At 67.8% G+C, this 25,116-nt stretch carries 28 protein-coding genes; 9 read left to right on the plus strand and 19 right to left on the minus strand.

Going from position 1 to position 25,116, the window contains the following annotated elements:
- Positions 1 to 52 precede the first annotated feature (52 nt).
- The 3 genes from NF4_RS16755 to NF4_RS16765 are packed head-to-tail and all read right to left on the minus strand — an operon-like array spanning position 53 to position 4,063.
- Positions 53 to 1,564, minus strand: a complete 1,512-nt coding sequence (locus tag NF4_RS16755; RefSeq protein WP_063128247.1) for a tetratricopeptide repeat protein — start codon at positions 1,562 to 1,564, stop codon at positions 53 to 55.
- Position 1,565: 1 nt separating this feature from the next.
- Positions 1,566 to 2,708, minus strand: a complete 1,143-nt coding sequence (locus NF4_RS16760) for a hypothetical protein (RefSeq protein WP_063128248.1) — start codon at positions 2,706 to 2,708, stop codon at positions 1,566 to 1,568.
- Complete coding sequence (locus NF4_RS16765; RefSeq protein WP_063128249.1) at positions 2,708 to 4,063, minus strand: hypothetical protein; 1,356 nt, start codon at positions 4,061 to 4,063, stop codon at positions 2,708 to 2,710. Before NF4_RS16765 ends, NF4_RS16760 begins: the two co-directional genes overlap by 1 nt.
- A 149-nt stretch (positions 4,064 to 4,212) precedes the next feature.
- Between NF4_RS16765 and NF4_RS16770 the strand changes: the two genes are divergently transcribed.
- Positions 4,213 to 4,752 (plus strand): lipoprotein LpqH, encoded by a 540-nt coding sequence (locus NF4_RS16770; RefSeq protein WP_063128250.1) that lies wholly within the window; start codon positions 4,213 to 4,215, stop codon positions 4,750 to 4,752.
- A 107-nt stretch (positions 4,753 to 4,859) separates the two neighbouring features.
- Positions 4,860 to 5,663 (plus strand): hypothetical protein, encoded by an 804-nt coding sequence (locus tag NF4_RS16775; RefSeq protein WP_063128251.1) that lies wholly within the window; start codon positions 4,860 to 4,862, stop codon positions 5,661 to 5,663.
- Positions 5,664 to 5,810: 147 nt separating this feature from the next.
- Here the strand turns inward: NF4_RS16775 and NF4_RS16780 are convergent, their stop codons facing one another.
- The 11 genes from NF4_RS16780 to NF4_RS16820 all read right to left on the minus strand — a co-directional run bounded on the left by NF4_RS16780 (position 5,811) and on the right by NF4_RS16820 (position 13,091).
- Positions 5,811 to 6,377 (minus strand): hypothetical protein, encoded by a 567-nt coding sequence (locus NF4_RS16780; RefSeq protein ID WP_157120365.1) that lies wholly within the window; start codon positions 6,375 to 6,377, stop codon positions 5,811 to 5,813.
- Positions 6,378 to 6,436: 59 nt separating this feature from the next.
- Positions 6,437 to 6,976 carry a hypothetical protein gene (locus NF4_RS16785; protein ID WP_157120367.1) on the minus strand — a complete coding sequence of 180 codons (540 nt, stop codon included), beginning with the start codon at positions 6,974 to 6,976 and terminating at the stop codon, positions 6,437 to 6,439.
- A complete protein-coding gene (locus NF4_RS16790; protein ID WP_157120369.1) occupies positions 6,957 to 7,679 on the minus strand; it encodes a hypothetical protein in 723 nt (240 codons plus the stop codon). The genes NF4_RS16785 and NF4_RS16790 overlap by 20 nt, the downstream gene beginning before the upstream one ends.
- Positions 7,676 to 7,996: a type VII secretion target gene (locus NF4_RS16795; protein WP_063128255.1), complete on the minus strand. Its 321-nt coding sequence runs from the start codon at positions 7,994 to 7,996 to the stop codon at positions 7,676 to 7,678. Before NF4_RS16795 ends, NF4_RS16790 begins: the two co-directional genes overlap by 4 nt.
- Positions 7,997 to 8,231: 235 nt before the next feature.
- A complete protein-coding gene (locus tag NF4_RS16800) occupies positions 8,232 to 8,999 on the minus strand; it encodes an ESX secretion-associated protein EspG (protein WP_063128256.1) in 768 nt (255 codons plus the stop codon).
- Positions 9,000 to 9,105: 106 nt separating this feature from the next.
- Positions 9,106 to 10,458 (minus strand): hypothetical protein, encoded by a 1,353-nt coding sequence (locus NF4_RS16805; RefSeq protein WP_063128257.1) that lies wholly within the window; start codon positions 10,456 to 10,458, stop codon positions 9,106 to 9,108.
- Positions 10,458 to 10,841 (minus strand): hypothetical protein, encoded by a 384-nt coding sequence (locus tag NF4_RS16810; protein WP_063128258.1) that lies wholly within the window; start codon positions 10,839 to 10,841, stop codon positions 10,458 to 10,460. Before NF4_RS16810 ends, NF4_RS16805 begins: the two co-directional genes overlap by 1 nt.
- A gap of 61 nt (positions 10,842 to 10,902) precedes the next feature.
- Complete coding sequence (locus NF4_RS16815) at positions 10,903 to 11,454, minus strand: DUF3558 domain-containing protein (protein WP_063128259.1); 552 nt, start codon at positions 11,452 to 11,454, stop codon at positions 10,903 to 10,905.
- Between the two features lie 27 nt (positions 11,455 to 11,481).
- Positions 11,482 to 11,982 carry a DUF397 domain-containing protein gene (locus NF4_RS40055; protein ID WP_369690937.1) on the minus strand — a complete coding sequence of 167 codons (501 nt, stop codon included), beginning with the start codon at positions 11,980 to 11,982 and terminating at the stop codon, positions 11,482 to 11,484.
- A gap of 18 nt (positions 11,983 to 12,000) precedes the next feature.
- The gene (locus NF4_RS36560) at positions 12,001 to 12,207 is read right to left on the minus strand and encodes a DUF397 domain-containing protein (protein WP_084533174.1); all 207 of its coding nucleotides are present in this window, start codon (positions 12,205 to 12,207) and stop codon (positions 12,001 to 12,003) included.
- Positions 12,204 to 13,091, minus strand: a complete 888-nt coding sequence (locus NF4_RS16820) for a helix-turn-helix domain-containing protein (protein ID WP_063128260.1) — start codon at positions 13,089 to 13,091, stop codon at positions 12,204 to 12,206. The genes NF4_RS36560 and NF4_RS16820 overlap by 4 nt, the downstream gene beginning before the upstream one ends.
- A 306-nt stretch (positions 13,092 to 13,397) precedes the next feature.
- Here NF4_RS16820 and NF4_RS16825 point away from each other — a divergent pair, with 306 nt between their 5' ends.
- Together NF4_RS16825 and NF4_RS16830 are read left to right on the plus strand one after the other, a co-directional pair.
- Complete coding sequence (locus NF4_RS16825; RefSeq protein ID WP_063128261.1) at positions 13,398 to 13,727, plus strand: hypothetical protein; 330 nt, start codon at positions 13,398 to 13,400, stop codon at positions 13,725 to 13,727.
- Positions 13,724 to 14,125, plus strand: a complete 402-nt coding sequence (locus NF4_RS16830) for a hypothetical protein (RefSeq protein WP_063128262.1) — start codon at positions 13,724 to 13,726, stop codon at positions 14,123 to 14,125. The genes NF4_RS16825 and NF4_RS16830 overlap by 4 nt, the downstream gene beginning before the upstream one ends.
- Here NF4_RS16830 and NF4_RS16835 read toward each other — a convergent pair.
- Positions 14,114 to 15,286 carry an aminotransferase class V-fold PLP-dependent enzyme gene (locus NF4_RS16835; RefSeq protein ID WP_063128263.1) on the minus strand — a complete coding sequence of 391 codons (1,173 nt, stop codon included), beginning with the start codon at positions 15,284 to 15,286 and terminating at the stop codon, positions 14,114 to 14,116. The two genes, NF4_RS16830 and NF4_RS16835, sit on opposite strands and share 12 nt — an antisense overlap.
- Positions 15,287 to 15,500: 214 nt before the next feature.
- Here NF4_RS16835 and egtA point away from each other — a divergent pair, with 214 nt between their 5' ends.
- From egtA to egtD, 4 genes are read left to right on the plus strand one after another with little or no spacing between them, the layout of a single operon-like run.
- Entirely contained in the window at positions 15,501 to 16,877 is a 1,377-nt protein-coding gene (egtA, locus tag NF4_RS16840; RefSeq protein ID WP_063814604.1) for an ergothioneine biosynthesis glutamate--cysteine ligase EgtA, read from the plus strand.
- Positions 16,874 to 18,214: an ergothioneine biosynthesis protein EgtB gene (gene egtB / locus NF4_RS16845; protein WP_063128264.1), complete on the plus strand. Its 1,341-nt coding sequence runs from the start codon at positions 16,874 to 16,876 to the stop codon at positions 18,212 to 18,214. The genes egtA and egtB overlap by 4 nt, the downstream gene beginning before the upstream one ends.
- Positions 18,214 to 19,050: an ergothioneine biosynthesis protein EgtC gene (gene egtC / locus NF4_RS16850; RefSeq protein ID WP_063128265.1), complete on the plus strand. Its 837-nt coding sequence runs from the start codon at positions 18,214 to 18,216 to the stop codon at positions 19,048 to 19,050. The genes egtB and egtC overlap by 1 nt, the downstream gene beginning before the upstream one ends.
- The gene (egtD, locus tag NF4_RS16855) at positions 19,047 to 20,018 is read left to right on the plus strand and encodes an L-histidine N(alpha)-methyltransferase (protein ID WP_063128266.1); all 972 of its coding nucleotides are present in this window, start codon (positions 19,047 to 19,049) and stop codon (positions 20,016 to 20,018) included. The genes egtC and egtD overlap by 4 nt, the downstream gene beginning before the upstream one ends.
- Before the next feature lie 156 nt (positions 20,019 to 20,174).
- Here the strand turns inward: egtD and pth are convergent, their stop codons facing one another.
- Together pth and NF4_RS16865 are read right to left on the minus strand one after the other, a co-directional pair.
- Positions 20,175 to 20,750 carry an aminoacyl-tRNA hydrolase gene (gene pth / locus NF4_RS16860; RefSeq protein ID WP_063061714.1) on the minus strand — a complete coding sequence of 192 codons (576 nt, stop codon included), beginning with the start codon at positions 20,748 to 20,750 and terminating at the stop codon, positions 20,175 to 20,177.
- A gap of 18 nt (positions 20,751 to 20,768) precedes the next feature.
- Positions 20,769 to 21,365: a 50S ribosomal protein L25/general stress protein Ctc gene (locus NF4_RS16865; protein ID WP_063128267.1), complete on the minus strand. Its 597-nt coding sequence runs from the start codon at positions 21,363 to 21,365 to the stop codon at positions 20,769 to 20,771.
- Between the two features lie 289 nt (positions 21,366 to 21,654).
- On the opposite strand from NF4_RS16865, the gene NF4_RS16870 reads away from it, so the two are divergent.
- Complete coding sequence (locus tag NF4_RS16870) at positions 21,655 to 23,298, plus strand: peptide chain release factor 3 (protein ID WP_063128268.1); 1,644 nt, start codon at positions 21,655 to 21,657, stop codon at positions 23,296 to 23,298.
- A 6-nt stretch (positions 23,299 to 23,304) separates the two neighbouring features.
- Here NF4_RS16870 and NF4_RS16875 read toward each other — a convergent pair whose 3' ends face one another.
- Both NF4_RS16875 and NF4_RS39310 read right to left on the minus strand, forming a co-directional pair.
- Positions 23,305 to 23,925, minus strand: coding sequence for a nuclear transport factor 2 family protein (locus tag NF4_RS16875; RefSeq protein WP_084533186.1), 621 nt, complete (start codon positions 23,923 to 23,925; stop codon positions 23,305 to 23,307).
- A 347-nt stretch (positions 23,926 to 24,272) separates the two neighbouring features.
- The gene (locus NF4_RS39310; protein WP_063814612.1) at positions 24,273 to 25,109 is read right to left on the minus strand and encodes a DUF4393 domain-containing protein; all 837 of its coding nucleotides are present in this window, start codon (positions 25,107 to 25,109) and stop codon (positions 24,273 to 24,275) included.
- Between the last annotated feature and the right edge of the window lie 7 nt (positions 25,110 to 25,116).

Below are 25,116 nucleotides of genomic sequence, written 5' to 3' on the forward strand. Positions count from 1 at the left end.
CACCACGGTGGGCTGATCGTTCAGCACGACTCCCCCGTACTCCGATCGCCGCTCATATCGCGATCACCCGATCCTCCCGGACACGCTGCCCGTACCGCTGTTCGGCGGTCGCGATGTAGTCCCCGAGCGCGATACGCGCCTCGGGCCCCACGGCCAGCCGCGCGGGTGGCGCCACCGGTAGACCGGCCGCCGCCGCGACGCGGGCCAGAGCGGCCCCCAGAACCAGTGGGCCGGCCCCGGGTTCGCCGCCGGCCGGCGGTACGGGACTGTCCAGCGGGAACTGCGGGCGTTCGGTGCGCGCTCCGGGAGTCGTGTCCAGTGTCGTTCCCGCGCACTGTGTCTCGATGAGGTCGGCGAGCAGCTGTCCGTCGCCGCAGAGGTAGGCGAATCGGAACGCCAGCCGGACGGCGGGGTCGGCGACCTCGCGGTTCCACTGATCGCGCTGACTGCCGCCCGGCAGCGTGTAACGCACCGCGTCGATGGCGATCGCGGCGGGCACCGCCAGAGCGCGGCCCAGCGCCAGGAGTTCGGCAGGCGGGGAATCCATATCGTCGACCAGCATCTGCACCAGCACCGCGTGCCAGTAGTCGAGTTGCGCGCACTGCAGGCCGAGACCGCGTTCGGCGTAGACGGTGAACGCGGCGTCGAGCAGCCGCTGTCCTTCCCCGACCAGCCCGCGCGCATAGGCCACCGTGGCGAGCCGGCACTGCACGGCGGCGGCGTCGAGTACCGCCCCGGAGTCCCGGAAGCAGTCGAGGCCGCGCCGATACCATTCGTCGGCCCGATCGACCTCCCCGCGGCATTCGGCCAGGAAACCGCGGATCTTCCAGCCGACTCCCGCCCGGTACCCGAGTCCGGCCCGCTCGTAGTAGTCCTGACTGGCCAGCACCAGTTCCTCCGCCTCGTCGAGCCGGTCGAGCCGGCTGAAGAGCTGGGCCAGGTTCTGCTGGGTATCGGCGACGGCGTTGCGGTCCCCCGCCGCAGTGAACGCCGCCAGCGCCTGCTGTGCGAAATCCACACCGAGCTCCCGGCGACCGGTTTCGAAATACGCCCCGGCCAGATTCATCAATGGGTGTCCGGCCAGGTGGGGTGCGAAACGCGAGGCCGCGTCGAGGGATTCGGTGGCCGTCTCGATGACCCGGTTCCACTGACTGCGATGGGCCGCGACGGCGCTGAGCGAGAGCAGGCACGACACCCGCAGCACACCCAGATCCGTGGTGTCGGCGAGCAGATCCCGCGCCTCTTCCAGCACCTCGCGGGCTTCGTCGAGCATGCCGAGATGCTGGAGGGCCTGGGAATAGTTGATCAGTGTGGAGGCCCGTTTCTCGCGGGCATCCGCCGGAATCCGGTCCAGCGCCGCGCGGTACCGGGCGGCGGCGCCGTGATGGTCACCGAGTTCGTCGTACATACTCGCGACGTTGATCAGCGCGCTGGTGCGGACACCGTCGGTGGTGGTGTCCACCGCGTGCTCGAATATCCGCAGCGCCTCGGCGATATCGCCGCGCTGATAGGCGGCCGCGCCCTCGTACAACAGTTCCAGGCCGGGCGGTTCTTGCGCGCTCATCTCAGAAATCCGAATCTGTTTCGGCGGCCCTGATCTCGGCCCGCAGGGGTGCGATGTCGGCGAGTCCCCCGGCCGGTTGCCCGTCGCCGGGCGCCGGACCGGGTCCGGGGCCCGATACCGCGCGGCGCAGCCGGCTGTGCGCGAGTTCCCTGATGCGCTCGCGCTGCCGCGAATCCGCTGCCGGGGCCGCGGGGTCGCGCGGTCCGGGCGCGCCGACCGCGAACGCGGACGCTTCGGTCCCCACCGGTGCCGCCGGGCCGACCCCCGGCACATAGACCTCCACCCCCGATACCGTGCCGGCCGTTCCGGCGATCGAGGCCGTCCAGTCGTCCCCGGCCAGCACCAGCGCGGCACCGTGGTCGCCCGCCGGGGTGCGGACCAGCGCGTGCGGACGCAGATATTCGGGCGGTTCCCCGCGCAGCCCCGGCGCGGCGACGGCCCGGATCCGCAGCGAATTGACGCCCGCGGCCCGCACAAGTTCCCACGAGACCGCCCGTTCGGAGGCATCCACCACGCCGGGCGGGCAGTACCGCCAGTCCCAGCCCGCGGTTCCCCGTTCGAGAACCAGCGCCGCCCGCGGATCGCGCTGTCCACCCGCGGCCAGCGCATAGTCGGCGGCGCGGCCGGCGTCCTCGGCACCGAGGCGGTCCGCCGCCGCGGTGACCTCCTCGGATTCGGCCGGTACCGCGGCATCGGCGCCGGCGACGACGCTCTCGCAGAATTCGCTCAGCTCCGCGATCTCGCGCTCGAGTTCGGCCGCGTCGAGGGCCGGGATACCGTCCACCGTCGAGGCAGGCCACCAGCGCGCCGCCCAGTGCGCGTAACCGAGCCGGCGCACCGCGGCCGCCAGTTCGGGCCGCTCCGGACGGGCCGGCAGCTCCACGGGCTCGGTGTACGCGTCGGCCGCCACCGCGACCTCGGCGCCGTAGAGCGCCCACAACCATTCCTGCGCGGTGTCCAGATCGTGCAGGATCGCCGCCGGAACCTGCCGGCCCGCCAGCACACTCCAGCTCAGGTGGCCGCCGCCGACCTCCAGTACGGCGGTGTCCAGACCTGGATCGGCATCGGCCGGCGTCGGCGCACCGGGTGGCGCGATACTCCACAGCCCCGGCTCGATTCGCTGGATACGCACAGTGTCGACCATCAGACCGCCCTCGGTTCGGCCGTATCCGGTTCCCGCGCCGGCTGCGCGCTGAGGGCTTTCCGGACGCGGGTGCGGTGATCGAGCACCACCGAGCGGGCCACCCCGTCGAGCAGATCCCACAGCTCGTCGGGTTCGGTGACCGGCAGCTCCCGGACATCGCGCCCGTGCAACCGCACCCACAGGCGCCGCAGGTACGGACGCCACGGGGTCCGCAGTTCGGCGGCGATGGCGGTGAGCGGGTTACCGTCCACGGGCAGCGGATGGACGGCCAGCCGCCGGGCCTGCAGCACATAGGCTTCGCGCTGCCAGCGGCCGTTCACCAGCCGATGCGCGGCCGATACGCCGGTATCCGGCCGGGATCGGAGCGGGTCCGGCGGCGCGATCGGCGCCAGGCCGAGTGCCAGCTCGACCCCCGCGGCCGCGGTGACGCGCAATGATTCGCCGAGCAGTGCCCACGGTGCGCAACTGCGGGCGATCTCCGTGGTGACCAGGTCCGGGATCGGTGGCAGTTCGGCGCGTTCGGTGGAGACCTGGAGCACCGTGAAAACCCGTTCGTGCACGGTGCGATCGAAGGGCAACCCCAGCGTCGCGGTGGATGCCGAATCTCCTACCTCCGGGCGGCGCGGAACGGAATAGGTGGTCAGGCCGAGTTCGTGCGCCCGGTACCGCGCGAGATCGGTGGCCGCGTCGCGGGTTGCCGCGTGCCACAACTCGATCCCGGTATGTGTCCCCGCGTTCGCGGCGGCCAACAGGTCGAGCAGGCGCCGACCGGCGCGGGTGTCGGTGTCGGTACGTGAGGCCACCGCACAGTCCAGCAGTTGCCGCAGTTGTGCGCTGTGCTCGACCGGTACCGCGGGCGGCGGCGGACGGCGGCCCCAGGCCGTGGTGAGCAGGTCGTCGAGCAGCGCGGCCCGGGCGGGATCGGTCAGATGATCTTTCAGCGCCTGGGTGGTGCGCCCGGCCGCGACACCGTGGATCTCACGCAGCACCGCCTCGGCACGCACCCGATCTCGGTGGGGATCGGGATGACCCCGGGTGGCGGCCAGCTCGAAACAGCGCTGGAAGTAGAGATCCTGCGCGGTGCCCTCGGTGATCCGCAACCGGCGGCGCGCCTGTTTGAGCAGCCTGAACCAGGCCGCGGTCGCGCGCAACGCGTCGGCGTGCGCGTAGACGCGGGCGGCGAGCAGGGTCGCGCCGTCGGCCGTCAGCACCGCGCCCCCGCAGCTCGGATACTGCACCGGCCGGATGACCAGCGGATCGAGGATCAATTTCACGGTCCGGCGCAGCGGCCCGCCTTGCGGGCCGCTCAACGCATCGACGCCCTCGAGACCGCGCCACACCTCATCGAGCACCATGGCCCGCGGTCGTCGCATGTGCCCAGGTTATCGGAGTTTCGCCGGTGTGGCGGTGCCGAAAGTTGGGATCGGTAGGCGCGCAGCGATTCCTACTTTTCTCGTAACGGCCACGCACACCGGGCCGGAACACCGAGAGAACAGGACACACCATGAGCACCACGATCTTCCGCCTCGGCGCCGTCGCCCTCGCCGCCTCCGCGACCCTGCTGCTGTCCGCCTGCGGCGACGACGCGAGCACCACCGCCGCCCCGGCGGCCCCGAGTTCGTCGGCCGCGGCCCCCGCAGGAGATACGGCCGGTGGCGAATCGGCCGCACTGGTCGACGGAAAGGCGCTGGCGGGCGATTTCGAGACCACGTGCGCGAAGCAGGGCAACACTCTGGCACTGGCCCTCACGGACAACAACAACGCCCAGTACGGGCAGCTGAGCGTGAGCGCCAGCATCGTCGACGACAAGACCGTGCAGGCGGTGGCCATCGCCGGCAGCCAGGGCGCCTCCTCCGGGATGCCCTACGCGGTCGGTTACGGCAACGGCCAGCCCGGCGGGTCCGCCCAGGTGACCAAGGACGGTGACACTTTCACCGTGACCGGCGAGGGCATCAGCGCCCCCGATATGGCGAACCCGCTCGCCGGGCCCGCTACCGCGGCTTTCGAGATCACCTTCGCCTGCTCGACCGTCGTCGGCGGCTGATCGGCCCGGACATCCGGCTCCTCGTCGCCCCGCACCTCGGCCTTGCGGCCGGCATCCGGGGCGACGAGGTGGCCAGGTATCCGGACCACCACCACCAGGAGAGAACCATGATCCGCACCCTGCGCACCGCCGCCCTCGCCGGCGCCGCCCTCGCCATCGCCTTCTACCTCTGGCACGGCCTCACCTACGAACCCACCAGCCGCTACGAACCCGCCGCGATGGCCTGGCTCAACGGGTTCCTGGCCCTGCCGATCATCGCGTCCACCCTGGTCATCATGGTCTTCGCGTTCACCGGCGCGGGAATCGTCACGGCCCTCACCGGCCGCAACACCGGTGAGTTCCGCGACGCCCCACTGGGTCTGGGCACCGTGCGCTCGTTCACCCCCACCGGGGTCACCCTGAACGACCAGCCGCAGATCCGGATCGAGTTCATCGTCGAGGGCGCGCAGGGCGAACGATTCGACGCCACGGCGAAAACGGTCGTCCCCCTCACCGAACTCGCCCTGCTGGCACCCGGTGTGGTGCTGCCCGTCCGCTACCGGCCGGACCGGCCCGGGATCGTCGAACTGGATCTGTCCGGTGACGCCGCTGCGGCGCAACGGGTGATGAACGAATCCTTGATCCGCAAGGGGTTCACCACCCGGGCCAAGGTGGATATCGCCGCCCGCGGTATCGCGGCGCAGGCGGTGGTCCAGTCGCTCACCGTCCCGGGCGAGATCCGCGACGGATACTCCAAAGTCGCGGTGGGGCTGGTGGTCACCCGCCCCGACGGCAGCACCTTCGCCACCTGCTCCGAGAAGTTCCTGCCGCCGACCGCGATCGGGAACGTGCAGGTGGGCCGGATCGTCACGGCACACTATCTGCCCGAGAACGAAAAGGAGGTCGTGCTGTCCATCCCGGTCAACGCGTGAACCGCCGACCCGGTGCGCCCGTCCCCGATGGGACGGGCGCACCGGCGTTCGCGGACCCGGGAAGTCCTATAGGTGTTGCTTCCAGCGCTGGACGGTGAATGCACCCGGCACCGGAGACGAGAATGCCCGGACCCATTCAACGCACCGTCAACTACTCGGGAAATCGGGACCCACCCGAAGCATCAGGTGCTCTTGGTCGGTGATGGTGTCGAAACGAACGAAATCGCGGGATCCCTGGTGGGCGGCACATGCCACGAACAGCCCGCACGGCAGCCAGCCCGGGAAGAACGCGATAATGAACCCGACCGGGATGCGCGAGACGCCGAGCTGGTTCGCGATGAAGGCGGCAATGATCATCGGAATTCCGGCGAACCCGAGCAGGATTGCGATCCACCGCAGCACAGCGGATCGGGTGACGCATCGGCCGCATACCGGCCACGTACCGTGGAGCGTGGCGACTGTTACGGGGATCCGGAATCTGCGCAGAGCGAGGACGCTGAGGATTCTGCGGAGAAACTCCCAGATGAACAGACCTGCTGTTACCTGCTCGATTCCGCGTGACGTTCGCCAGAACTGGACCACTTCCGATTTCCGGGAGACAGCAGGCCGGCCGTGCTGTGGACACACCTCCGGCAGCGGACCGGCCAGCTCCAGCGAAAAGGTCTCGTCCCCGGTGAAATGCGTCAGCATGTACACATCCAGGGCAGTCTCCACGGTGTTCCGCGCCCGTACCGGAACCGCATACCGGTACTGAGTTTCCGGATAATTCGCCATCACACCAACCAGCCGCGCTCGTTGCGCTCGCGGAAATAGAGGTCGTCCTCGTCCGGTTCGTCAGGGGTGACAACCTCTTCCCGATAGGGTCGGCGACGTACGCCCGGTAGAGATGCCGGAGGTGGCGGATCAGCGACTACGCGCTGGGGGACGGCCGGAACAGCGGGAGTCGCCGGTGGTGCGGCGGCCTCGCCGGTAAGCTCGTCCGGCCGCATTGTGCGCGCGCGTTCGAGTTCCGCTTCGCCTAGAGCCGCGAGCCGCTGCTTCTCCTCATCGGAAGTCGAATTCTCGTGGGCGAAAATATCCTTGGCCGTTCCGTCCAGCAGACCGGCGAATGCCGCCGACTTCGCGAATTCGCGTACGCTCGCCCTGCCCTTGATCAGATCGTCGAACTGTTTGCGCATCTCCGGATCGGTCGAAGAAGAACGAAGGACCTCCAGAGACCTCCGCAACATACGGGATGCGCCGAGATCTCCTTTTGCAACGTCGTATACGAACTCATCCGATGGTGTCATGCAATCACACTCCCGGGTGATCATAGGTCGAGGAATTCAGTGGCGGCAGCTTTTCGGGCATCCGCGATGAAGCGGTGAGCAATGTAGCTCCCAGGCCGATGACAACTTTGAACGCGGCAGTAACCGCATTCATAGCCTCCCCGAATTTCAACACGATGTAGGCGGCATGAGCGGCAGCTACAGCAAATTGAGCCATTGCCAATGGTGAAGTAGCCAGTGACGACGCCAATACCGCGCCGGCCGCCCTTGCCAACAGGTACATGACGACCGCATCGAACATGTCCTGCAGGATATCACCGAGCACCCTGGCCAGATTGACCATCGAATTACTTATATTGTTCAGGGTCCGGTGGATTTCCTCGAGGGAGCCGACCTGAAACTCGACGTTACCGGCCAGCTGAGCGAAATAAGTACGAGCGTCATCGGCAGCGTTGCCACGCCATGATGCTTCCACTTGCTCACCCCAGGCGGCTTCCAGTGAATCATGGAACGCGGTGTTGAAATGCGCCAGTTTTTCGGCCGCGCCCGCCGCCCGCTTCACGGCTTCCCAATCACCGGCAATCTGCTGAGAGGCCCACCCGAATGCATCCACACCGATGAGGGTCTTCAAAGTCTCGTTGATATAGAAACCCGGAGAAATGAAATTTCCGCCTACCAGAAACGGAATAGCGAACGGCATAGGATCTTCGGCGGGCGGATCCTGCAAATTCTCTCGTGGCTCGGTCACTTCTGACCGTCCGCATACGTCTTGTCCAGCTGCTGGGCGGTTCCCGAATCGGTGGTGCGATACATTTCCGCAGTGGCGACGAGCTCTGTCGCGGCAGAGTCGGCGAGCAGTGCCAATTGACTGTAGTTCGCGTCCAGATTCTTCTTCACCTGATCCGCAATACCTTTTACATGGGCATAGATTCGGGCCTCACCGGAACTGATGTCGAGCCACTTGTTCGAATAGGATCTCGCAGCCTCGGCATCTCTCCCGAGATTTTGGACCTTTCCCGCGAACGCATCCAGGTCGTCTGGTTCGACTTTTAGTTCCTCGGCCATCTGAAACCCTTCCTCCCAGGTCGTTCTCGAAAATCAGTAGTCCGACGCCGGTAACCGGCCGAGGCAACTGCCGGACGCCTCGGTTCATTCGACATCGACACGCCCCCCGAACGACGAATACCCTTCGCTGACAGAGCCTCTCGATTGAGCAACCGGTTGTCAAACCGACGACTCGACTCACACGATCCCGGAGGCTCGGCCGCATGTACCACCGCCGCTTCGGCAGTCCCATACCTCATTGGTAGTTGCCGGTCCGGACTCGGTGGGCGGTGTCCATGCGGCTGCGGAGTTGGCGCAGGATTTCGTCCGGGGGTCCCGGGGTAAGGGTGAAATCGTCGGTGTTGTGGTTATGCAGCAGGTAGCGGCCGTCGTCCGGGTAGTCGAGCCAGAGGAAGGCATACCCGTCGCCGGTGGGACGCGTGTCGACGGTGTAGCCCGGATAGACGGTGATCTCGCCGGTGCCGGTGCGGGCGCGGCGGAAAAAGCGTTGCAGATCCTCCTCCGGGGACAGGCGCGTCGGGTGCCGGGAGTACACGGGTGCGTTCAGGTCGCTGCGTCGGGCGCGGATGGGTTGATGGCGGCCGGTTGCGACCTGCGGCAGGCCAGCCACCAGCTGGGCAGCCAGCTGGTCGGTGCGGAGCTGGGTGAGGACGATATCGCCGCCGGATTTCCGGGCCGGTCCGGGTAACTGCATGGCCCGCACAGCGATTCGCCCGACGACCCCGGCGTGCATCCGGACCGTGGTGTTCTGCTGGGGGCCGTGGACGCCGTAGATCTCCACGCGGATCTCCGGTTCCAGGAGCACGGTGAGCGCCCGGTAGAGCCGCTCGTCGAACACTGGCTGCAACCGGCGTGCGCACTGCTGCCGGTAACGCCGGAAATCGTCGTCGTGCGCCATCCGGTGCGGCTGGTATTCCAGCGGATACGGTAACCGGTCACGTCCCATGGCCTCGAGGGCCAGCGTGAAATCGTAACCGTCCAACTGCCAGCGAGTTTCGTTCATGCATTGCCCACGGGGCCCGACTGGGGGCGGCGATTGGCCGACATACTGGTGGGGAAACCGAAGCGCAGGCAGAGGTACCGAACTCCCGCCTTCGGGCCTGATTCGCTCATGCGCCGATGACCCCGCCCGGCGGGAGCACCCGTGGCTGCTCACCCAGTAGTTCGGTGGCGCGGTCCTGGACGAGATAGTCGGGCGTCTTGTGTTCGTCGTCGTCCTCCCCGCGACCGCGTTGACCACCGGCGCCCATCGCGCCGGGCATCCCGGACATGCCACGAGTAGCGGCCGGGCTACCGGAACGGGTCGCGGGTCCGGCGGTCTGGTTCGGGCTACCTGGGCCTCCGCTTACGGTGCGGCCCGGGGTGCCTGCAGGCTGTTGGCCACCCGGGGCGGCGACCATGGGTGCGCCGGTGGTGGTACTCGGCGAACCAGGTGTGGTGGTGTTCGGGCGGCCCACCGGTTCGTCGAGCGGCACAGTGTTCGCCGGTGTCGTTGTTGTCGACGGAGTGGTCGACGCCGGAGTTTCGGTGCCGGCGGGGTTGGTCGCCGAATCCTGCGGTGTCTCCTGGCCGGGGGTCGCCGTGTCCTGAGAGGTCGGGCCGACCGGGTTCGTCCCGGTCGGCTTGGTGCTACTCGGGTTGGTACCGGCGGGGTTCTGGGTGCCGCCGGGTCCTACCGGTTGCTGCGTGCCAGGACCCTCACCGACCGGGCTTTTCGTCACGGGCAGCACCGGGGTTTTGGTGTCGACGGCCGTGACACCGGGCTGGTAGAACTCGATCATCAGATCCTGCGCCTGCGCCTGCGCTTCGTTGGCGCGATGCTTGGCGGCCTTGACGACACCGTTACCGGGAATATGGCCGACGAACTCATCGAACCCGGACACCTCGACCGGTGGAACGATCGACATCTTCGCCTGGGCCAGGTAGCCCTGCAAGAGGTCGATACCATTGGCAACCATCTCGAAGCTCTTGACCAGCTTCCGGGCCTCGGTGACAAAGGTGCGGGTGCCCTCGACCGCCGCGTTCGCGGACTGACCGCCCCATTTATCGTTGATCACCGTGTCGACATTCTTGCCGAAGGTGTCGAGCGCGAGGGAAAGATCCCCGGTGAGCCGCCGCCAGCCATCCGCACCGGCATTGATATCGGCGGATGCCACGGCCGGATGCTCGGAGTTACCGTTGAGCGCTTCCCAGATTTGTTGATGCGTCCAGGTTTTGAACGCTTCCTTGGTTGCCGTGGCCGGGGCGTACTCGCCGTCGAAACCACCGCTGACTCGGGCCAGTTCGTTGTTGATGTGTGTCCGGTCGCCGCTCCACTCCTGCTCGGCGACACCGGCGGCATCGGAGGCGCGATTCCGGTTGCCTTCGGATTCGTCGTAGTTGCCGGTGACTTCATCGACCGCGGAATCGACGGTAGCGACCGCGGCGACGACCGCGGCAGCGACCAGCAATGGTGCGGGCATCAGCGGAGCCCTTCCCCGGCAGCGGTGGTCTGCGAGGAGTTCTGCTGGTCGGTCTCCTGGAGTCCGCCGATCATCGCAGCGTAAGTGTCGCGCATGAGGGTCACGACTTCGATCATCGCGTCGAGTCGCGCCACCGCAGAATCACCGTTCTCTGCTCCGGACGCCTTCAACTCGAATTTTTTCTTCATGTCGAGTGCAGACGGCAAGCCGCCATAGCCAGCCAGGTGGTCGAGACCGGCGGCCTGCCTGCGCGTGGTGCCGAGCGCGACCAGCAGGGTTTGGCACTCCTGTTGCAGTGCCGCCCCCGCGTCGTGCTCGACGCGCAGTTCCCCGTCGATCGCGTTCTGTTTGAGGTTCTGCCAGTATTGCTGCTGGTCGGTCATGGGTTTGATTCCTAGCTGATTTATTGGAACCTACCGTGCTCCCTGATGTGCTGCGATGCGATTACCTCGGGAGATGGGGCTCCAACAGGGCGGCGTACTCCGTGGCGATCGCGCAGATGTCACGATTGCGGGTTGCATCAAGAAACCAGCTGGCGTTGATCTCGAACATCCCCTGCTCAGCTGCCATGGCTGTATAGCAGGATGTGCCATCTGTTTCAGAGTCGTCGAAGAATGTCAGGGCGGGCCGCGAACCGACAGTGGTCTCGGACTTCTCCACCAGCTCCTCGTTCTTGCGTGCCTCATCCAGTGTGTGCGAGGTTGAATAGACGCCGATCATCAGCGTGCTGTCGGGTGTCCGCCAGTTGCACACGCGCCAGCTGGTCTCGCCGGTTGGCGCGTCTGTTGTGACACTCTTGGTCAACGGATCCAACCCGACCTCGCTCAAGACCTGGTCCGATAGCTCGGTGCAAGGGTTGAAGATTTCGATCGGGCCGGTTGTGGTCGGCGCCGTCGTCCCGGTAACAGCTCCCTCAGTGCTCGAGGTACACCCGGTTGCCAGGACTGCTGCGACCGCCGTGGTCAGCGCGGCGCGGGTCAAGACGGCGGTTCGCATACTTCTCCCCTGTGTCGGCGCGGCGGATTACCCCGCTATCACTATAGGACGCCCCGCAGCGCTCAAGGGTTCCACCGGACTTCGGCAACCGCGTCCCTGGTTCGCGCCGCACCTCGACCATAGGCCCGGCCGACTCTCCAGCTCGAGTACCGGCTGGATCAGTGCGCTCGGGGCGTCGGCCGCTGTGATGATCCGCTGCGCTGTCGACCGGGAGACCTCCACTGTGCACGAGGGCCATCGGCGGCCGGAGAGCCCCTCGTGGATCACGATCAATCGATCCGTACCGAAGTCAGGAACGCATCCCACGCGGCAGCGTCGAAAAAGAACCGGTCCGGTTCGGCGCTTGCTGTCGCGGACTCCGATTGCACCCCCGGTGAGATGAGCGGCCTCTACGCAGTCCCGAGCGGGTCCGCTGTATGAGCTCTTGAACCACCAAGCCTCGGCTGGATCGGTCACCACCTCTGGTCCTCTCTCGCAAGACCCGAGATTCGTTGTGGAAATCAGCGACCGTAGTCCGGACCACCACACGGAAGCTGGGACAACAAATCATGAACGGTCGAAGATACCTCTACGCGCGGCGCTCAGGAACTGCTGCCATTCGGATTGAGGGAATGAGAGCACAGGACCAGTCGGATTTTTGCTGTCCCGGACTCCAACCGTCCCAGCGCCCAGCCCCGCTACCTCGACGCAATCCCTAGAGGGCCCGCTGTGTCGGCTCTTGAACCAACGCGCCTCGCTCAGGTCACTCTTCACGTCTCGAACTCCTTCGCAACCTTCGCGATGAACGCTCTGGTTTCCTGCTCGCTCAACGCTACACGCTCGATCGCCTCGGCGGCGGCTCGATACTGCATGACCTCCTCCCGCCGTTCGAGGTAGAGACTGCCGGTGAAGCCTTCCACATAGACCACCGGCGGGTCCGTCAAACGAGTGTTGGGTAGCACTTCGAATTCGAGGAACACGAAGGAACGCACGAGAAGGCCCACCAGACTGCGCGCCCGGAAGGGCACGACGCGAACACTGACATTCGCCGCTTCGCTGAGTGCAAGGAGGTGGTTCAGCTGGCGCGGCATAACCGCCGAGCCGCCCACTCCATGCCGCAGTACCGCCTCGGACAAGAGCGCGTTGAACTGGAACTTGCTGTTACGCAGATTATTCAATCGCTGTTCAGACACCGCTATGCGACGTTCGACGTCACCGGGTGCCAATTGCGGGCTTTCGGTCCAGATCATCTCGCGCCGGTACTCCGGGATCTGCATCAGCCCGGGAAGCAACGTCTCCTGCCATGTAGTCACCCGTGTGGCGGACTCCTCCAGCGCAAGGTAGTGGTTGAAATCCGCAGGAATTTCGTCGGCGTAAGCCCGCCACCACCCACCTCCGCTCTGCTTCGCCGTCCGCGAATCCTCCAGCAGATCCAGCAGGAACCGGCGTTCCTCGTCCGAGGCGCCGTACCGATCGCACAGACCGTTGATCTGCAACGACGTGGGCCGCGACGCGTGCCCGTCTTCCATGCGGCCGATCGTCTGGGGACTCACTTCGATGGCGCGGGCCGCGGCGGCCTGGCTGGTACCGCCGCGTTCCCGCAGCCGGCGCAGTTCGCGGCCGAGTGCTCGTTTCGGGAGTGTGGATCCACCCGCCATTTTCTTACCTTCCCTAATTATCGAATTCCTTTGTGGAACACTCCGGCCCGGAACACAATGCCGGAAGTGGCCCGGCACGGAGGCCGGGCCGATCGGGCAAGAATCTCCACCGAGGCGGTTCCACATATCGCGCTGTTCCGGTCTACTGATTTCGCGCCCGGCGCAGGAAATCCCCCGGAATCCATTGGGTGACACTGGCTCCACGGCCTGGAGAGTTGTGGAACCGGTGGTCCGATCGTGGCCGCTACTCCCTATCGGACCCTGCGCCGGGCTGCACCCCATCGCCTCTGGAGGAAAGGCGGAGCCATGCCCGTTGCGATCGTATACCTGAACAAAAGTCTCTGCGGCACAAAGCAAGAGCATCTCGAGACCGAATGCCGCGATTTCGCCCGCGCACACGGATTCGCCATCGCCCGGGTGGTGGTGGAATCCGGAGTGGATGTGCTGCCGTGGACATTACGGAAATCGGAATTGCTCGGTGGCGACGCGATTGTGACACCGACCGTGGAACATATCGGCTTCCGCGCACCGGTGGTGCTCGAGCGGTACGGTCTGATGGTCGTCCACCCTTACGGGTGGTACCGCCATGGCGAGGTGGACCGGTGGATACCGGCGACACCCGAGGTCTATCGGTGACCGATCACGAACCCGGCGGGGACACGAACGTTTCCCTTCCCGCACCGGGCGGACAGCCGACTGCTATCGGTTACCTGCGCACCGATTTGTGCGGGCATCGCGGATTCACCACCGCGCGACTGCGGCTGGCCGCCCTCGCCCACGGCTACCGGCTCCGCTGGCTGGTCGAACTCCCGGCCGACCCCCGTCCGGACCATCTCACGACACTCCGCGCCACGCTGGACCGGACCGGAGCCGACGCGGTGATCGTCGCGGCGACGACGCACCTACCCGGCAGACAGCTACGCGCCTTGCGCACCCTCACACCGGTGATCGTGGACGCCACCGTGCTACCCGAAACCCATGGGCTCCTCGCTCGTCTGTGCTCACTTCTCGGCCGAGATCCGCTACAACGCTGAGACGGCACCGATGAACCGGTCGAGTTCGTCGTAGCCGACGAAACAGTGCGGGGACGCCCGGACCACCGAATCCAGACCGCGGGCGGACATATCGAGCAGCGTGGACCCGCGGTGGCTGACCGTCACTGTGATGTCCTTGCCCAGCAGCCGGTCCCGGACCTCCACCGGCGCCGTTCCGGCCACCGTGAACGAGACGATGCCGCTGTGCTCCACCCCCAGATCGCGGACCGTCACCGCGGGCAGGTCACCGAGCGCGCCGCGCAGGTACTCGGCGCGTTCGGCGACGGCCGCGTACACCTCCTCCGGACCGAGTTCGAGCAGGTAGCGCACCGCCGCACCGAGCCCGAGCCGGGCCGCGACATCGTGCTCCCAGAACTCGAAGCGGGACGCGTCCGGAGCCATCCGGTACTCCTGCGGACCGGTCCACTGGGCGCTGTGCAGATCGAGCCGGCCCGGTTCCATCGCGGCCGCCAACTCGGGCCGCAGGTAGAGGAACCCGGTGCCCCGGGGCCCCCGCAACCATTTGCGTCCGGTGGCCGACAGCGCGTCCACCCCGAGTTCGGCGACATCCAGCGGCAGCTGGCCGGCGGACTGGCAGGCGTCGAGCAGGACGAACGCGCCCGCCTCCCGCGCGATCCGCGCCGCGGCGGCCACCGGGTTCACCAGCCCGCCGTTGGTGGGCACGTGCAACAGCGAGACCAGCCGCACCCGGTCGTCCATCATCGCGGCCAGTGCGTCGAGATCGATCCGGCCCACGTCGTCGCTGGGGATCTGCTCGACCCGGGCGCCGGTGGCCCGCGCGCGTTGCAGGGCGGCGATGGCATTGCTGGCGTAGTCGGCCCCGGAGAGCAGGATCCGGTCGCCGGGATGTAGCGGAACGGCGTAGAAGAAGTCCGACCAGCCGCGGGTGGCGCTGTCGTTGAGGGCGATGGTGTCGGGGGTGGTGTTCAGCAGGGTCGCTATCGCGTCCTTCACCCCGGCGAGATCGGCGAGGCATTCGTTCGCGGCCCGGTACCCGCCGATCTCGGCCTCACGCCGCAGATGGGCGATCATCGTCTCGGTGACCACCCGCGGCGGAAGCGAGGACCCCGCGCTGTCCAGGAAAACGGCCCCGGCCCCGACCCCGGGCGTATCGTCGCGTACTCGCTGCTCATCGACCATGTATGCGAGCCTATGCCGGATCTGTGACCCCTTCGCGCCGAAAACGTGTCCGCCCCCGTCGCTACTCTGGATTCCACGCGAGGTCCGACCGGCCCACCCGCCCGGCCGGTGCCCCTCCGTCGATCGGAGACGAACCGACAACCGAACACCTGCTCGGTCAGTACCCGGACCGAGCTCGAGACACGAACCAGCGAGAAGCCGCACGGAGGTTGGTATGGCGGTCACGCTCGAACATCCGGAATCGACCAGCGACCTGTCAGCACACCCGGCCCTGTCCAGCCGCGCGGCGGCCGAAGCCTTTCTCGGGGGCGTCTGTTTCAAAGTGGGCCCGCCCGGGCTCATCGGCGCCGAACTCGAATGGTTCACCGTCTGCCGTACCGGGCGTACGGCCCGCCGCGGCGCACGACGGCCCGCCCCGGACGAGACCCACCATCTGTTGACCGGGCCCCGGCCCATGACCGAACTGCTGGCCCAGGCCCTGGGCCCCTACGCACCCCGCGCCATCGCGCCCGATTCCCCCGCCCTCCCGCTACCCGGCGGCAGCCGGGTCACCGTCGAACCCGGCGGGCAGATCGAACTCTCCAGCATCGCCGTCCCCGACGCCGCCGACCTCTGTGCCCGGCTCCGCGCCGACGAACAGCGGCTGCGCGAACTCCTCGGCACCCGGTCCATCCGGATGGTCGCCGCCGCCGCCGATCCGGCCCGCACCCCCCGATGTCAGCTGGGGCTACCGCGGTACCAGGCGATGGAGCACTACTTCACCCGCATCGGCCCCTACGGGCGGCTGATGATGAGCAATACGGCGGCCGCCCAGGTCAGCGTCGATATCGGCGCCGACCACGCCGACCTCACCGCCCGCTGGACCGCCCTGCACGCCGTCGGTCCCGCCCTGATCGCCGCTTTCGCGTGCTCGCCGGTGCTGCGTGGGGCACCCACCGGCGAGTGGGCCTCCCAGCGCATGCGCACCTGGCTGCACCTGGATCCGGCCCGCGCCTGCCCGCCGGTCGCCGACTGGCCCGATCCGGTCACCGGCTATGCGCGCTGGGCGCTGGACGCCCCGCTGCTGTGTATCCGCCGGCCCGAGGCCGCCGGACGGGTCGCCTGGGCGGCGCCGCCGGACGTGACCTTCGGCGACTGGTTGTCCGGCGCCTTGGACGAGGTGATCGGCCGCCGTCCCGATATCGGCGACCTCGAATACCACCTGACCACACTGTTCCCGCCGGTCCGGCCCGCCGGATACTTCGAGGTCCGCTATCTCGACGCGCAGCCCGGCGACGGGTGGACGGTCCCGATCACCGTCGTCGACGCCCTGCTGTCCACTCCGGCCGCTGTCGCGGACGCGACGGCCGCGGCGGGCGCCACGGTCGGACGCTGGCACGACGCCGCCCGGCACGGCCTCGCCGAGCCGGAGCTGCGGGCAGCGGCCGTCGCCGTCCTGGAGGCCGCCGCCGCCCACAGTCCCCGTCCGGAACCCCGGCTGTATGCCGCCATCCGCCGGTGCGCCGCCGGGCGGCCACCACAGGACGAGTCCGGCCGTGGCGCACCGGCGCACCCCACCGATCCCCCGTCGACGAGCGGAGCAGCATCGTGACCCTCACCCCGCCGAACGCCGACCTCATCGAGACCGAGCGCCTGCGCGAGCACATCGCGGCCACCCTCATCCGGGCCCGGCGACGCACCGCCGCGCTCACCGACTGCCTGGACGAAGCCGAATTGCGCGCCCAGCATTCGCCGCTGATGAGCCCACTGGTCTGGGATCTGGCCCATATCGGCAGCCAGGAGGAGTTGTGGCTGGTCCGTGATGTCGGCCGCCGGGACCCGGTGCGCCCCGATATCGACGAGCTGTACGACGCGTTCAAACACGCGCGCCCGAGCCGGCCGCAGCTGCCGCTGCTGGGCCCGGACGAGGCCCGCGGCTATGTCGGCACAGTACGCGACAAGGTGTGGGATGTGCTGGACCGCAGCCCGCTCCAGGGCGACCGGCTGGTCGCGGGCGGTTTCGCGTTCGGGATGATCGCCCAGCACGAACAGCAGCACGACGAGACCATGCTCGCCACACACCAGCTGCGCACCGGGGCACCGGCCCTGACCGCTCCCGCCCCGCCCACCGCCCGCACGGCGGTGCGCGGTGAGGTGGTGATCCCGGCCGGTGAGTTCGTGATGGGCACCTCCACCGATCCCTGGGCGCTGGACAACGAACGGCCCGCGCATCCGGTGCACGTCCCCGCGTTCGCGATCGACGCGGCACCCATCAGCAACGCGCAGTATCTCGCGTTCGTCGCCGACGGCGGCTACGAGCGGCGGGAGCTGTGGTCCGAGCGCGGCTGGGCGCACCGGCACGAGGCCGGGCTCACCGCACCGCAGTTCTGGGAACGCGATACCGACGGCCGGTGGTGGCGGCGGGTGTTCGGGGCGCTGCGGCCGCTGCGTCCGGAACAGCCGGTGGTGCACGTGTGCTGGTTCGAGGCCGAGGCCTATGCGAACTGGGCCGGTAAACGGCTGCCCACCGAGGCGGAATGGGAGAAGGCGGCCCGCTACGACCCGGACACCGGACGCACCCGCGCCTTCCCGTGGGGCGATGCGGAACCGGGTTCCACTCACGCCAATCTCGGCCAGCGGCATCTGGAGCCGGCCGATATCGGCGCCTATCCCGTGGGCGCCTCACCCGCCGGAGTACACCAGCTGATCGGCGATGTCTGGGAGTGGACCTCCTCCGGCTTCCAGCCGTACCCCGGCTTCCACGCCTTCCCGTACCGGGAGTATTCGGAGGTGTTCTTCGGCGGCGACTACCGGGTGCTGCGCGGCGGCTCCTTCGGTACCGATCCGGTCGCCTGCCGCGGCACTTTCCGGAACTGGGATCATCCGATCCGCCGGCAGATATTCTCCGGTTTCCGGCTGGCCCGCACCGTGGGCCCGGAAGAGATCTGATGTGCCGGCACATCGGCTATGTGGGCACCCCGGTGCCGGTGGGCGAAGTGCTCACCCGCGGCCCGCATTCGCTGCGTACCCAGGCCTGGGCGCCCCGTGAAATGCGCGGCGGCGGCACGATCAACGCCGACGGCTTCGGCGTCGCCTGGTGGGGTCCGGACGCGGCCTCGGTGACCCGCTACCGCAACGCCGATCCCATTTGGACCGATCCCGCGGTGGACGAGGTACTGCCCCAGCTGACCGCGCACGCCGTCCTCGGATCGGTCCGCTCGGCCACGGTCGGTATGCCGGTGGAGCGCGCGGCGTGCGCGCCGTTCTGCTGGGAGAACTGGGCGTTCAGCCACAACGGGGTGGTGCCCGGGTGGCGTTCGGTGCTCACCGCCGTCCTGTCCGATCTCGATATGGCCGCCACCCGAGCCGGAATGACCCGCCGCTACGAGACCAGTCACCTCCTCGAAGCCGAGGCGCTGACCGATTCCGCCGCACTATGGGTACTGCTACGCAAGCTGCTCGACCCCGAACCCCCGGCCGGCCTCGCCGAAACTCCCGCCACGGCCCTGCGCCTGCTGGTCACCGGGGTGCTGCACCACGCGCCCGACGCCCGGGTGAACCTGTTGCTCGGCAACGGCACGGCGCTGTGGGCCACGACCTGTCACCACTCGCTGTACGCGCTGATCGGCGACGAATTCGCCGTGCTGTCCTCCGAACCCTACGACGACGACACCCGGTGGCAGCAGCTGCCGGATCGCAGTCTCGTCTGTGCCGAACCCGGCGAGCTGAGCGTCGAAATGCTCGACCTCGGCCGATCACCCGCGACCGAAAGCCTGCCCCTATGACCCAGCCGATCGTGGAAGTCCATCTCACCGACGCCGACCTGACCGAGGCGCTACGCGCCGACGCGCGGCGCGGCCTCACCGCGAGCCCGAAATGGCTGCCGCCGAAATGGTTCTACGATGCCCGCGGCAGCGAACTGTTCGAGCAGATCACCGCGCTGCCCGAGTACTACCCCACCCGCACCGAACGCGCCCTGCTGGAAACGGTCGCTCCGGCGATCGCCCGCACCGCGCAGGCGGAGGTCCTGGTCGAACTGGGGTCGGGGTCGGCGGCCAAGACCCGAATCCTGCTGAACGCCCTCACCTCGGAGGGGCCCCTCAAAACCTATGTCCCACAGGATGTCTCGGACACCGCCCTCCGGGCTTCGACGGACGAGGTGGCGGCGGAGTTCCCCGGCCTGGCGGTCCACGGGGTGGTCAGTGATTTCACCGACACCCTGGGTACGCTGCCGCGCGGCGGACGCCGGATGATCGCGTTCCTCGGCGGGACCATCGGCAATATGGTCCCCGACGAACGCGCCGAATTCCTCACCGGTATCCACGATGTCCTCGAGCCGGGCGAACAACTCCTGCTGGGCGCGGGCCTGGTGGTGGATCCGGGAATCATGGTCCCCGCCTACGACGATGCCGCCGGCATCACCGCGGATTTCAACCGCAATGTGCTGCGGGTCCTCAATTCCCGGCTACGTGCCGATTTCGACCCGGAGGCCTTCCACCATATCGCGCACTGGGATGCCGGTAACGAATGGATCGAAATGCGGCTGGAAGCCACCCGGGAGATGGAGGTCACGGTCGCCGATCTCGGTTTCACCGCACGTTTCGCCCGGGGCGAGCAGATACGTACCGAGATCTCCGCGAAGTTCCGGCTGCCCACGCTCGACCGCGAACTGCGCGGCGCCGGTTTCGCCACCGAACACGCGTGGACCGATCCCGACAATCGATTCGCCCTCGTTCTCGCGGCCCGAATCTGAGCCGGAACCCCACAAGATCGAATGGTCGACATCGGTGGTCGGGGCCCGCCCCGGTTCTGGAGCGACAGAGCGAACGAGCGCAGCGACTGAGCTCCGGAGTGAAGAACCGGGGTCACGAGGGCCCCGACCCGCGGCGCCGGAGGCGCCGCAAATAACTCAGTGCAGTTGGTTCTGCGCGGCTTCCAGGCCCACCCGCAGCAGTAGTTCCACGGCGTCGGCGGCCTGCTCCACCACGGTCGGGAGCTCTTTGCGCTCGACCGACGAAAAGGGCTTCAGCACGTAGTCGGCCGGGTCCTGCCGGCCGGGCGGCCGCCCGATACCGATCCGGGTCCGCAGATAATCCTTGCTGGTGAGGGCCCCCGACACCGACCGCAGGCCGTTGTGCCCGCCCTCACCGCCGCCACGTTTGAGCCGGATCTCACCGAACGGGATATCCAACTCGTCGTGGATCACCACGACCTCGGTGGGCGGGACGGAGAAGAACCGGGCCAGCGCCGCCACCGACCGGCCGGACAGGTTCATATACGACCGCGGTTTCGCGATCAGCACCTGCCGTCCGTCCAGGCGGGCCTGCAGCAGATCGGCGCCCGATTTCTTGTGGGCGGTGAACCGGCCGCCGACCCGCTGCGCGAGCGAGTCGGCGACCAGGAAGCCCACATTGTGCCGGGTGCGCTCATAGGCGGGACCCGGATTACCCAGGCCGACGACGAGCGCCGGCGCGGTATCGGCCATCGAGAGGGGGCCGGTTCTTTATTCGGCGCTCTCGCCCTCGGCGGCCGCGGTCTCGGGCTCGGGCTCGGCGGCGCGGGGCTCGACGATGTTCACGATGAGGGCCTCGGGGTCACCGGCCAGACCGACGCCCTTGGGCAGCTCGATGGCGCCCGCGGTGATCTGGGTGCCGACCTCGGCGCCGGCGATGGAGACCTCGATCGACTCGGGAATGTTGAGGGCATCGGCCGATACCGAGATGGTGGTGGCCTCCTGGGTGACCAGGGTGCCGGGGCCGGCCTCACCGGTGAGGGTGACCGGGACATCGGCGGTGACGGCTTCGCCCCGCTGCACGATCAGCAGGTCGGCGTGCTCGATGTAGCGGTGGATGGGGTGCACCACGACCGACTTGGTCAGCGCGAGCTGCTTCTTGCCCTCGATGTCCAGGTTCAGTACCGCGTTGGTGCCGTGCTGGCGCAGGATGGCCGCGAAGGACAGCGCGTCCAGCGACAGATGCTGGGGGTCCGACTGGTGCCCGTACAGCACGGCCGGCACGTTGCCCGCGCGGCGGGTACGGCGCGCTGCGCCCTTGCCGAACTCGGTGCGGATCTTCGCTTCGAGAAGGTTGACGTCGGACATGACTGGATAACTCCTACGGCTCTACCGGGCTGGTGGGCGGTGCCAGGGTAATCGCGCCCCTGGTCGGTTGGTCTGCTCGTCAGGCGAGGACCGATCGGAGGCGGCCGGAAGCCGCGCCGCGTCGATCACGGTGCCGCAGAAACGCGGACCCTCGCCGAGACAACCCGAATACTGTAACTCAGTCCCCGCATAACTCCTGAATCGGGTAGTGGGGCGGCACGTCGACGCCTGGTCAGCACCGTCACGTAGCCTGGACAGGTTGTCCCGATCGTCCGAAAGGTTGTTTCCGTTGACCGCCTCCCCCGAGGGCTCCGTCGCACCCGCTGCGCGCGGATTGGCCGCCGAGGTGTCGCGGCGCCGCACTTTCGCCGTGATCTCCCACCCCGACGCGGGTAAATCGACGCTCACCGAAGCTCTCGCGCTACACGCGCGCAAGATCGCCGAGGCGGGCGCCATCCACGGCAAGGCCGGACGTAAATCGACGGTGTCGGACTGGATGGAGATGGAGAAGGCGCGCGGTATCTCGGTGAGCTCCACCGCGCTGCAATTCAACTACCGGTCCGCCGGCTCCGAGATCGACAATGTGATCAATCTCGTCGACACCCCCGGTCACTCCGATTTCTCCGAGGACACCTACCGCGTGCTGACCGCGGTCGATGCCGCGGTGATGCTGATCGACGCCGCCAAGGGCCTGGAACCGCAGACATTGAAACTGTTCCAGGTGTGCCGGCACCGCGGTATCCCGGTGATCACCGTCATCAACAAATGGGACCGGCCGGGCCGCGCCCCGCTGGAACTGCTCGACGAGATCGACGAGCGGATCGGTCTCACGCCGACTCCGCTGTTCCTCCCGGTCGGTATCGCCGGCGATTTCCGCGGGCTGCTGCGGCGCGGGCCCGACGGCGCTCCCGCCGAGTACATCCATTTCACCCGTACCGCCGGCGGCGCCACGATCGCGCCCGAGGAGTCGCTGACCCCCGAGGCCGCCGAGGCCCGGGAGGGCGAGCCGTGGAGTACCGCGGCGGAGGAGAGCGAACTGCTCTCGGCCACCGGCCAGGACCACGATCAGGAACTCTTCCTCGCCGGGCAGACCTCCCCGGTGATCTACGCCTCGGCCATGCTCAACTTCGGGGTCCGGCAGCTGCTGGAAACCCTGGTGGCCCTCGCGCCCGCCCCCGGCTCCCGGGCCGGGGTGGACGGCACCTCGCGGCAGCCCGCGGATCCGTTCAGCGCGGTGGTGTTCAAGGTGCAGGCCGGGATGGATACCGCCCACCGCGACCGGCTGGCGTTCATGCGGATCGTGTCCGGTGAGTTCGAACGCGGCATGGTCGTCACCCACGCCCAGACCGGTCGTCCGTTCGCGACCAAATACGCGCTCACCGTGTTCGGCCGGGAACGCGCCACCGTGGACACCGCCTATCCCGGTGACGTGGTGGGCCTGGTGAACGCGACCGCGCTGGCCCCCGGCCACACGCTGTTCGTGGACAAGAAGGTCGAGTTCCCGCCCATCCCGTCGTTCGCGCCGGAACATTTCGCCGCGCTGCGAGCCCAGAGCGCGGGCAAGTACAAGCAGTTCCGCAAGGCCATCGACCAGCTCGATTCCGAAGGAGTGGTGCAGGTCCTGCGCAACGATTCGCGCGGTGACGCCTCCCCGGTTCTCGCCGCGGTCGGCCCCATGCAGTTCGAAGTGGTGACGGCGCGGATGCAGGGTGAGTTCGGTGTCGAGACCCAGCTCGACCACCTCGCCTATACGATCGCCCGGCGTACCGACGCCGAATCGGCACCCGAACTCGACCGTCAGCGCGGGGTCGAGGTGTTCACCCGCAGCGACGGTGCGATCCTGGCCGTATTCAGCGATAAATGGCGGTTGCAGTACATCCGGAAGGAGATGCCCGACCTCACGCTGGAACCGCTGGTCGCCGCCGCCGACTGACCCGGCTCACCCGGCCGCCCGATCCTCCGGGCCCGGGTACTCGCGCTCCGTATCGACCTCACCGTTGGCCGCCTGGGCGTCCGCCGCCGGGTAATCGCGCGGCACGCGCTCCACCTCTTCGACCCCGGTGGCCTGCTGGATCAGTCCCCAGCGGTTCGCGGTCAGCCGCAGGCTGGGCAGATCGCTGAGCGAGAGCACCACTTCGTAGGTGCGTTCGTATCCGGTGCGCGCGATCCGCCAGCGACCGTCGTCACAGCGCACATATTCGTCGTTGTAGAAGGCGGAGCCGCGCAGCAGCATATTGTTCTCCGGGATCAGCGCGGTATCGGACAGATACCAGATTCCGGTGGCCCGGTCTCCGTCCACATCGATCTCCGGGTGATCGCAGCGATGTTCGGTGATGACATGCGGCCCGAGGGTATTGCGCAGAAATGTGAGAAATGCTTCCCGGGACTCGAACTGCAAGTATTCGCTATAGGTGGCCGTCGCCTCCGGAACCAGCGTGTCCGCAAGATCGTCCCAGAGTTTGGTGTCCAGGGCGCGAAGGTAGCGGAATTTCAGGCGATGTATCGCGAGGACGTCGTCGGTCGGCACGGTTTTCACCCCGGATCGTTCGCCGGGACGCATCGGCCCCATCGTCAGCGGCGCATCGCTCTCGGGCTCGAGCCGCGGAGGCAGCGAGACATCGAGTCCGGCTCCCAATGCGGCCGCCAGCGCGGCGCCGGAGAAGGCCATGGTGTCCCTGCTCTGGCCCGGCCGCCGCGGAAAACCACCCGGGCGCGGCCCGGGATCGTTGCGCTCTTCGCCCTGGTCCATCTCTCCACCATCCCACCTGAAATGGACAATTTGGGAGGTAATTCAGATCTGTATCGGATTGCTATCCTGCGTCGGCGATATCACGGACCGCGGCCACAGATCACCGATTATGAAAAGACCAGGTAGATCCGCCGGGGGCCTGTTTCCAGGGGGCGATATCAGGGCCGTTCGCCGTTGCCGATGGTGAAGCAGGTCCGGCAGAAATCCTCTCCGAACTCGGTCAGACGCAAGCTTTTGCGGACGATTTTCGGTGCGCGGCCCGCTTTTTTCAGTGCCGCCTCCACGATCGGCTGGACCTCCAGCACCATATAGCGACTCAGCACCACCGGATCGTCTGAATTATGGGTCAGGCCCAACCGGCTCAGGTTGATCAGGTACGAGCGCGCGCGATCCATGTACCGCACCCCGGCCTGCTCCGGTACCGAGGTCAACCCCCCGGCGATCAACTCCGATCCGATACCCAGCGGACGGTTGGTACGCACATCGACCGTCGGTTGCGGCCCGTTGAGGGCCATGTAGCGCAGGATGCGGGCCTCGTCGGGCGCCAGTTCGTCCAGGATCCGGTCATAGGCCGGGTGCACCTCTTCGGTGAAGTACACATCCGCCGACCGGGCCAGCAAGGCGTCCCCGCGCCGGCGCAGTTCGGCGACGCTGGCCGAGCGCAGGTAGGAACCGACCGCCACGGTCTGCTGGGGCGGGGTCTGCCCGGTGGGGACGTAGCTGACGATCTCACGCACCGACCCCTCGGTGACGCCGAGAGCGTTGCGCGCGATGGAGCGCAGCGCGTTACCGGTCCGCTCGGCGATCTCGGCCGAGGATTCCCCGTCCAGGGCGGCCTGGGTGATTTCCCGGGTCATCTCGTAGGAGGTGTTGACCGCCCACTGGCCGCCGCGCACCACGCTGCCCGCCGCCAGACCGGCGGCCCGGAACACCCCTCGGATCAGACGGGCCTCATCGCTGATCTGCCGCTGTTCGACATCGGCACTGCGTTCCACAGTCGAC

The organism is Nocardia fusca NBRC 14340, assembly GCF_001618425.1.
GTDB lineage: Bacteria > Actinomycetota > Actinomycetes > Mycobacteriales > Mycobacteriaceae > Nocardia > Nocardia fusca.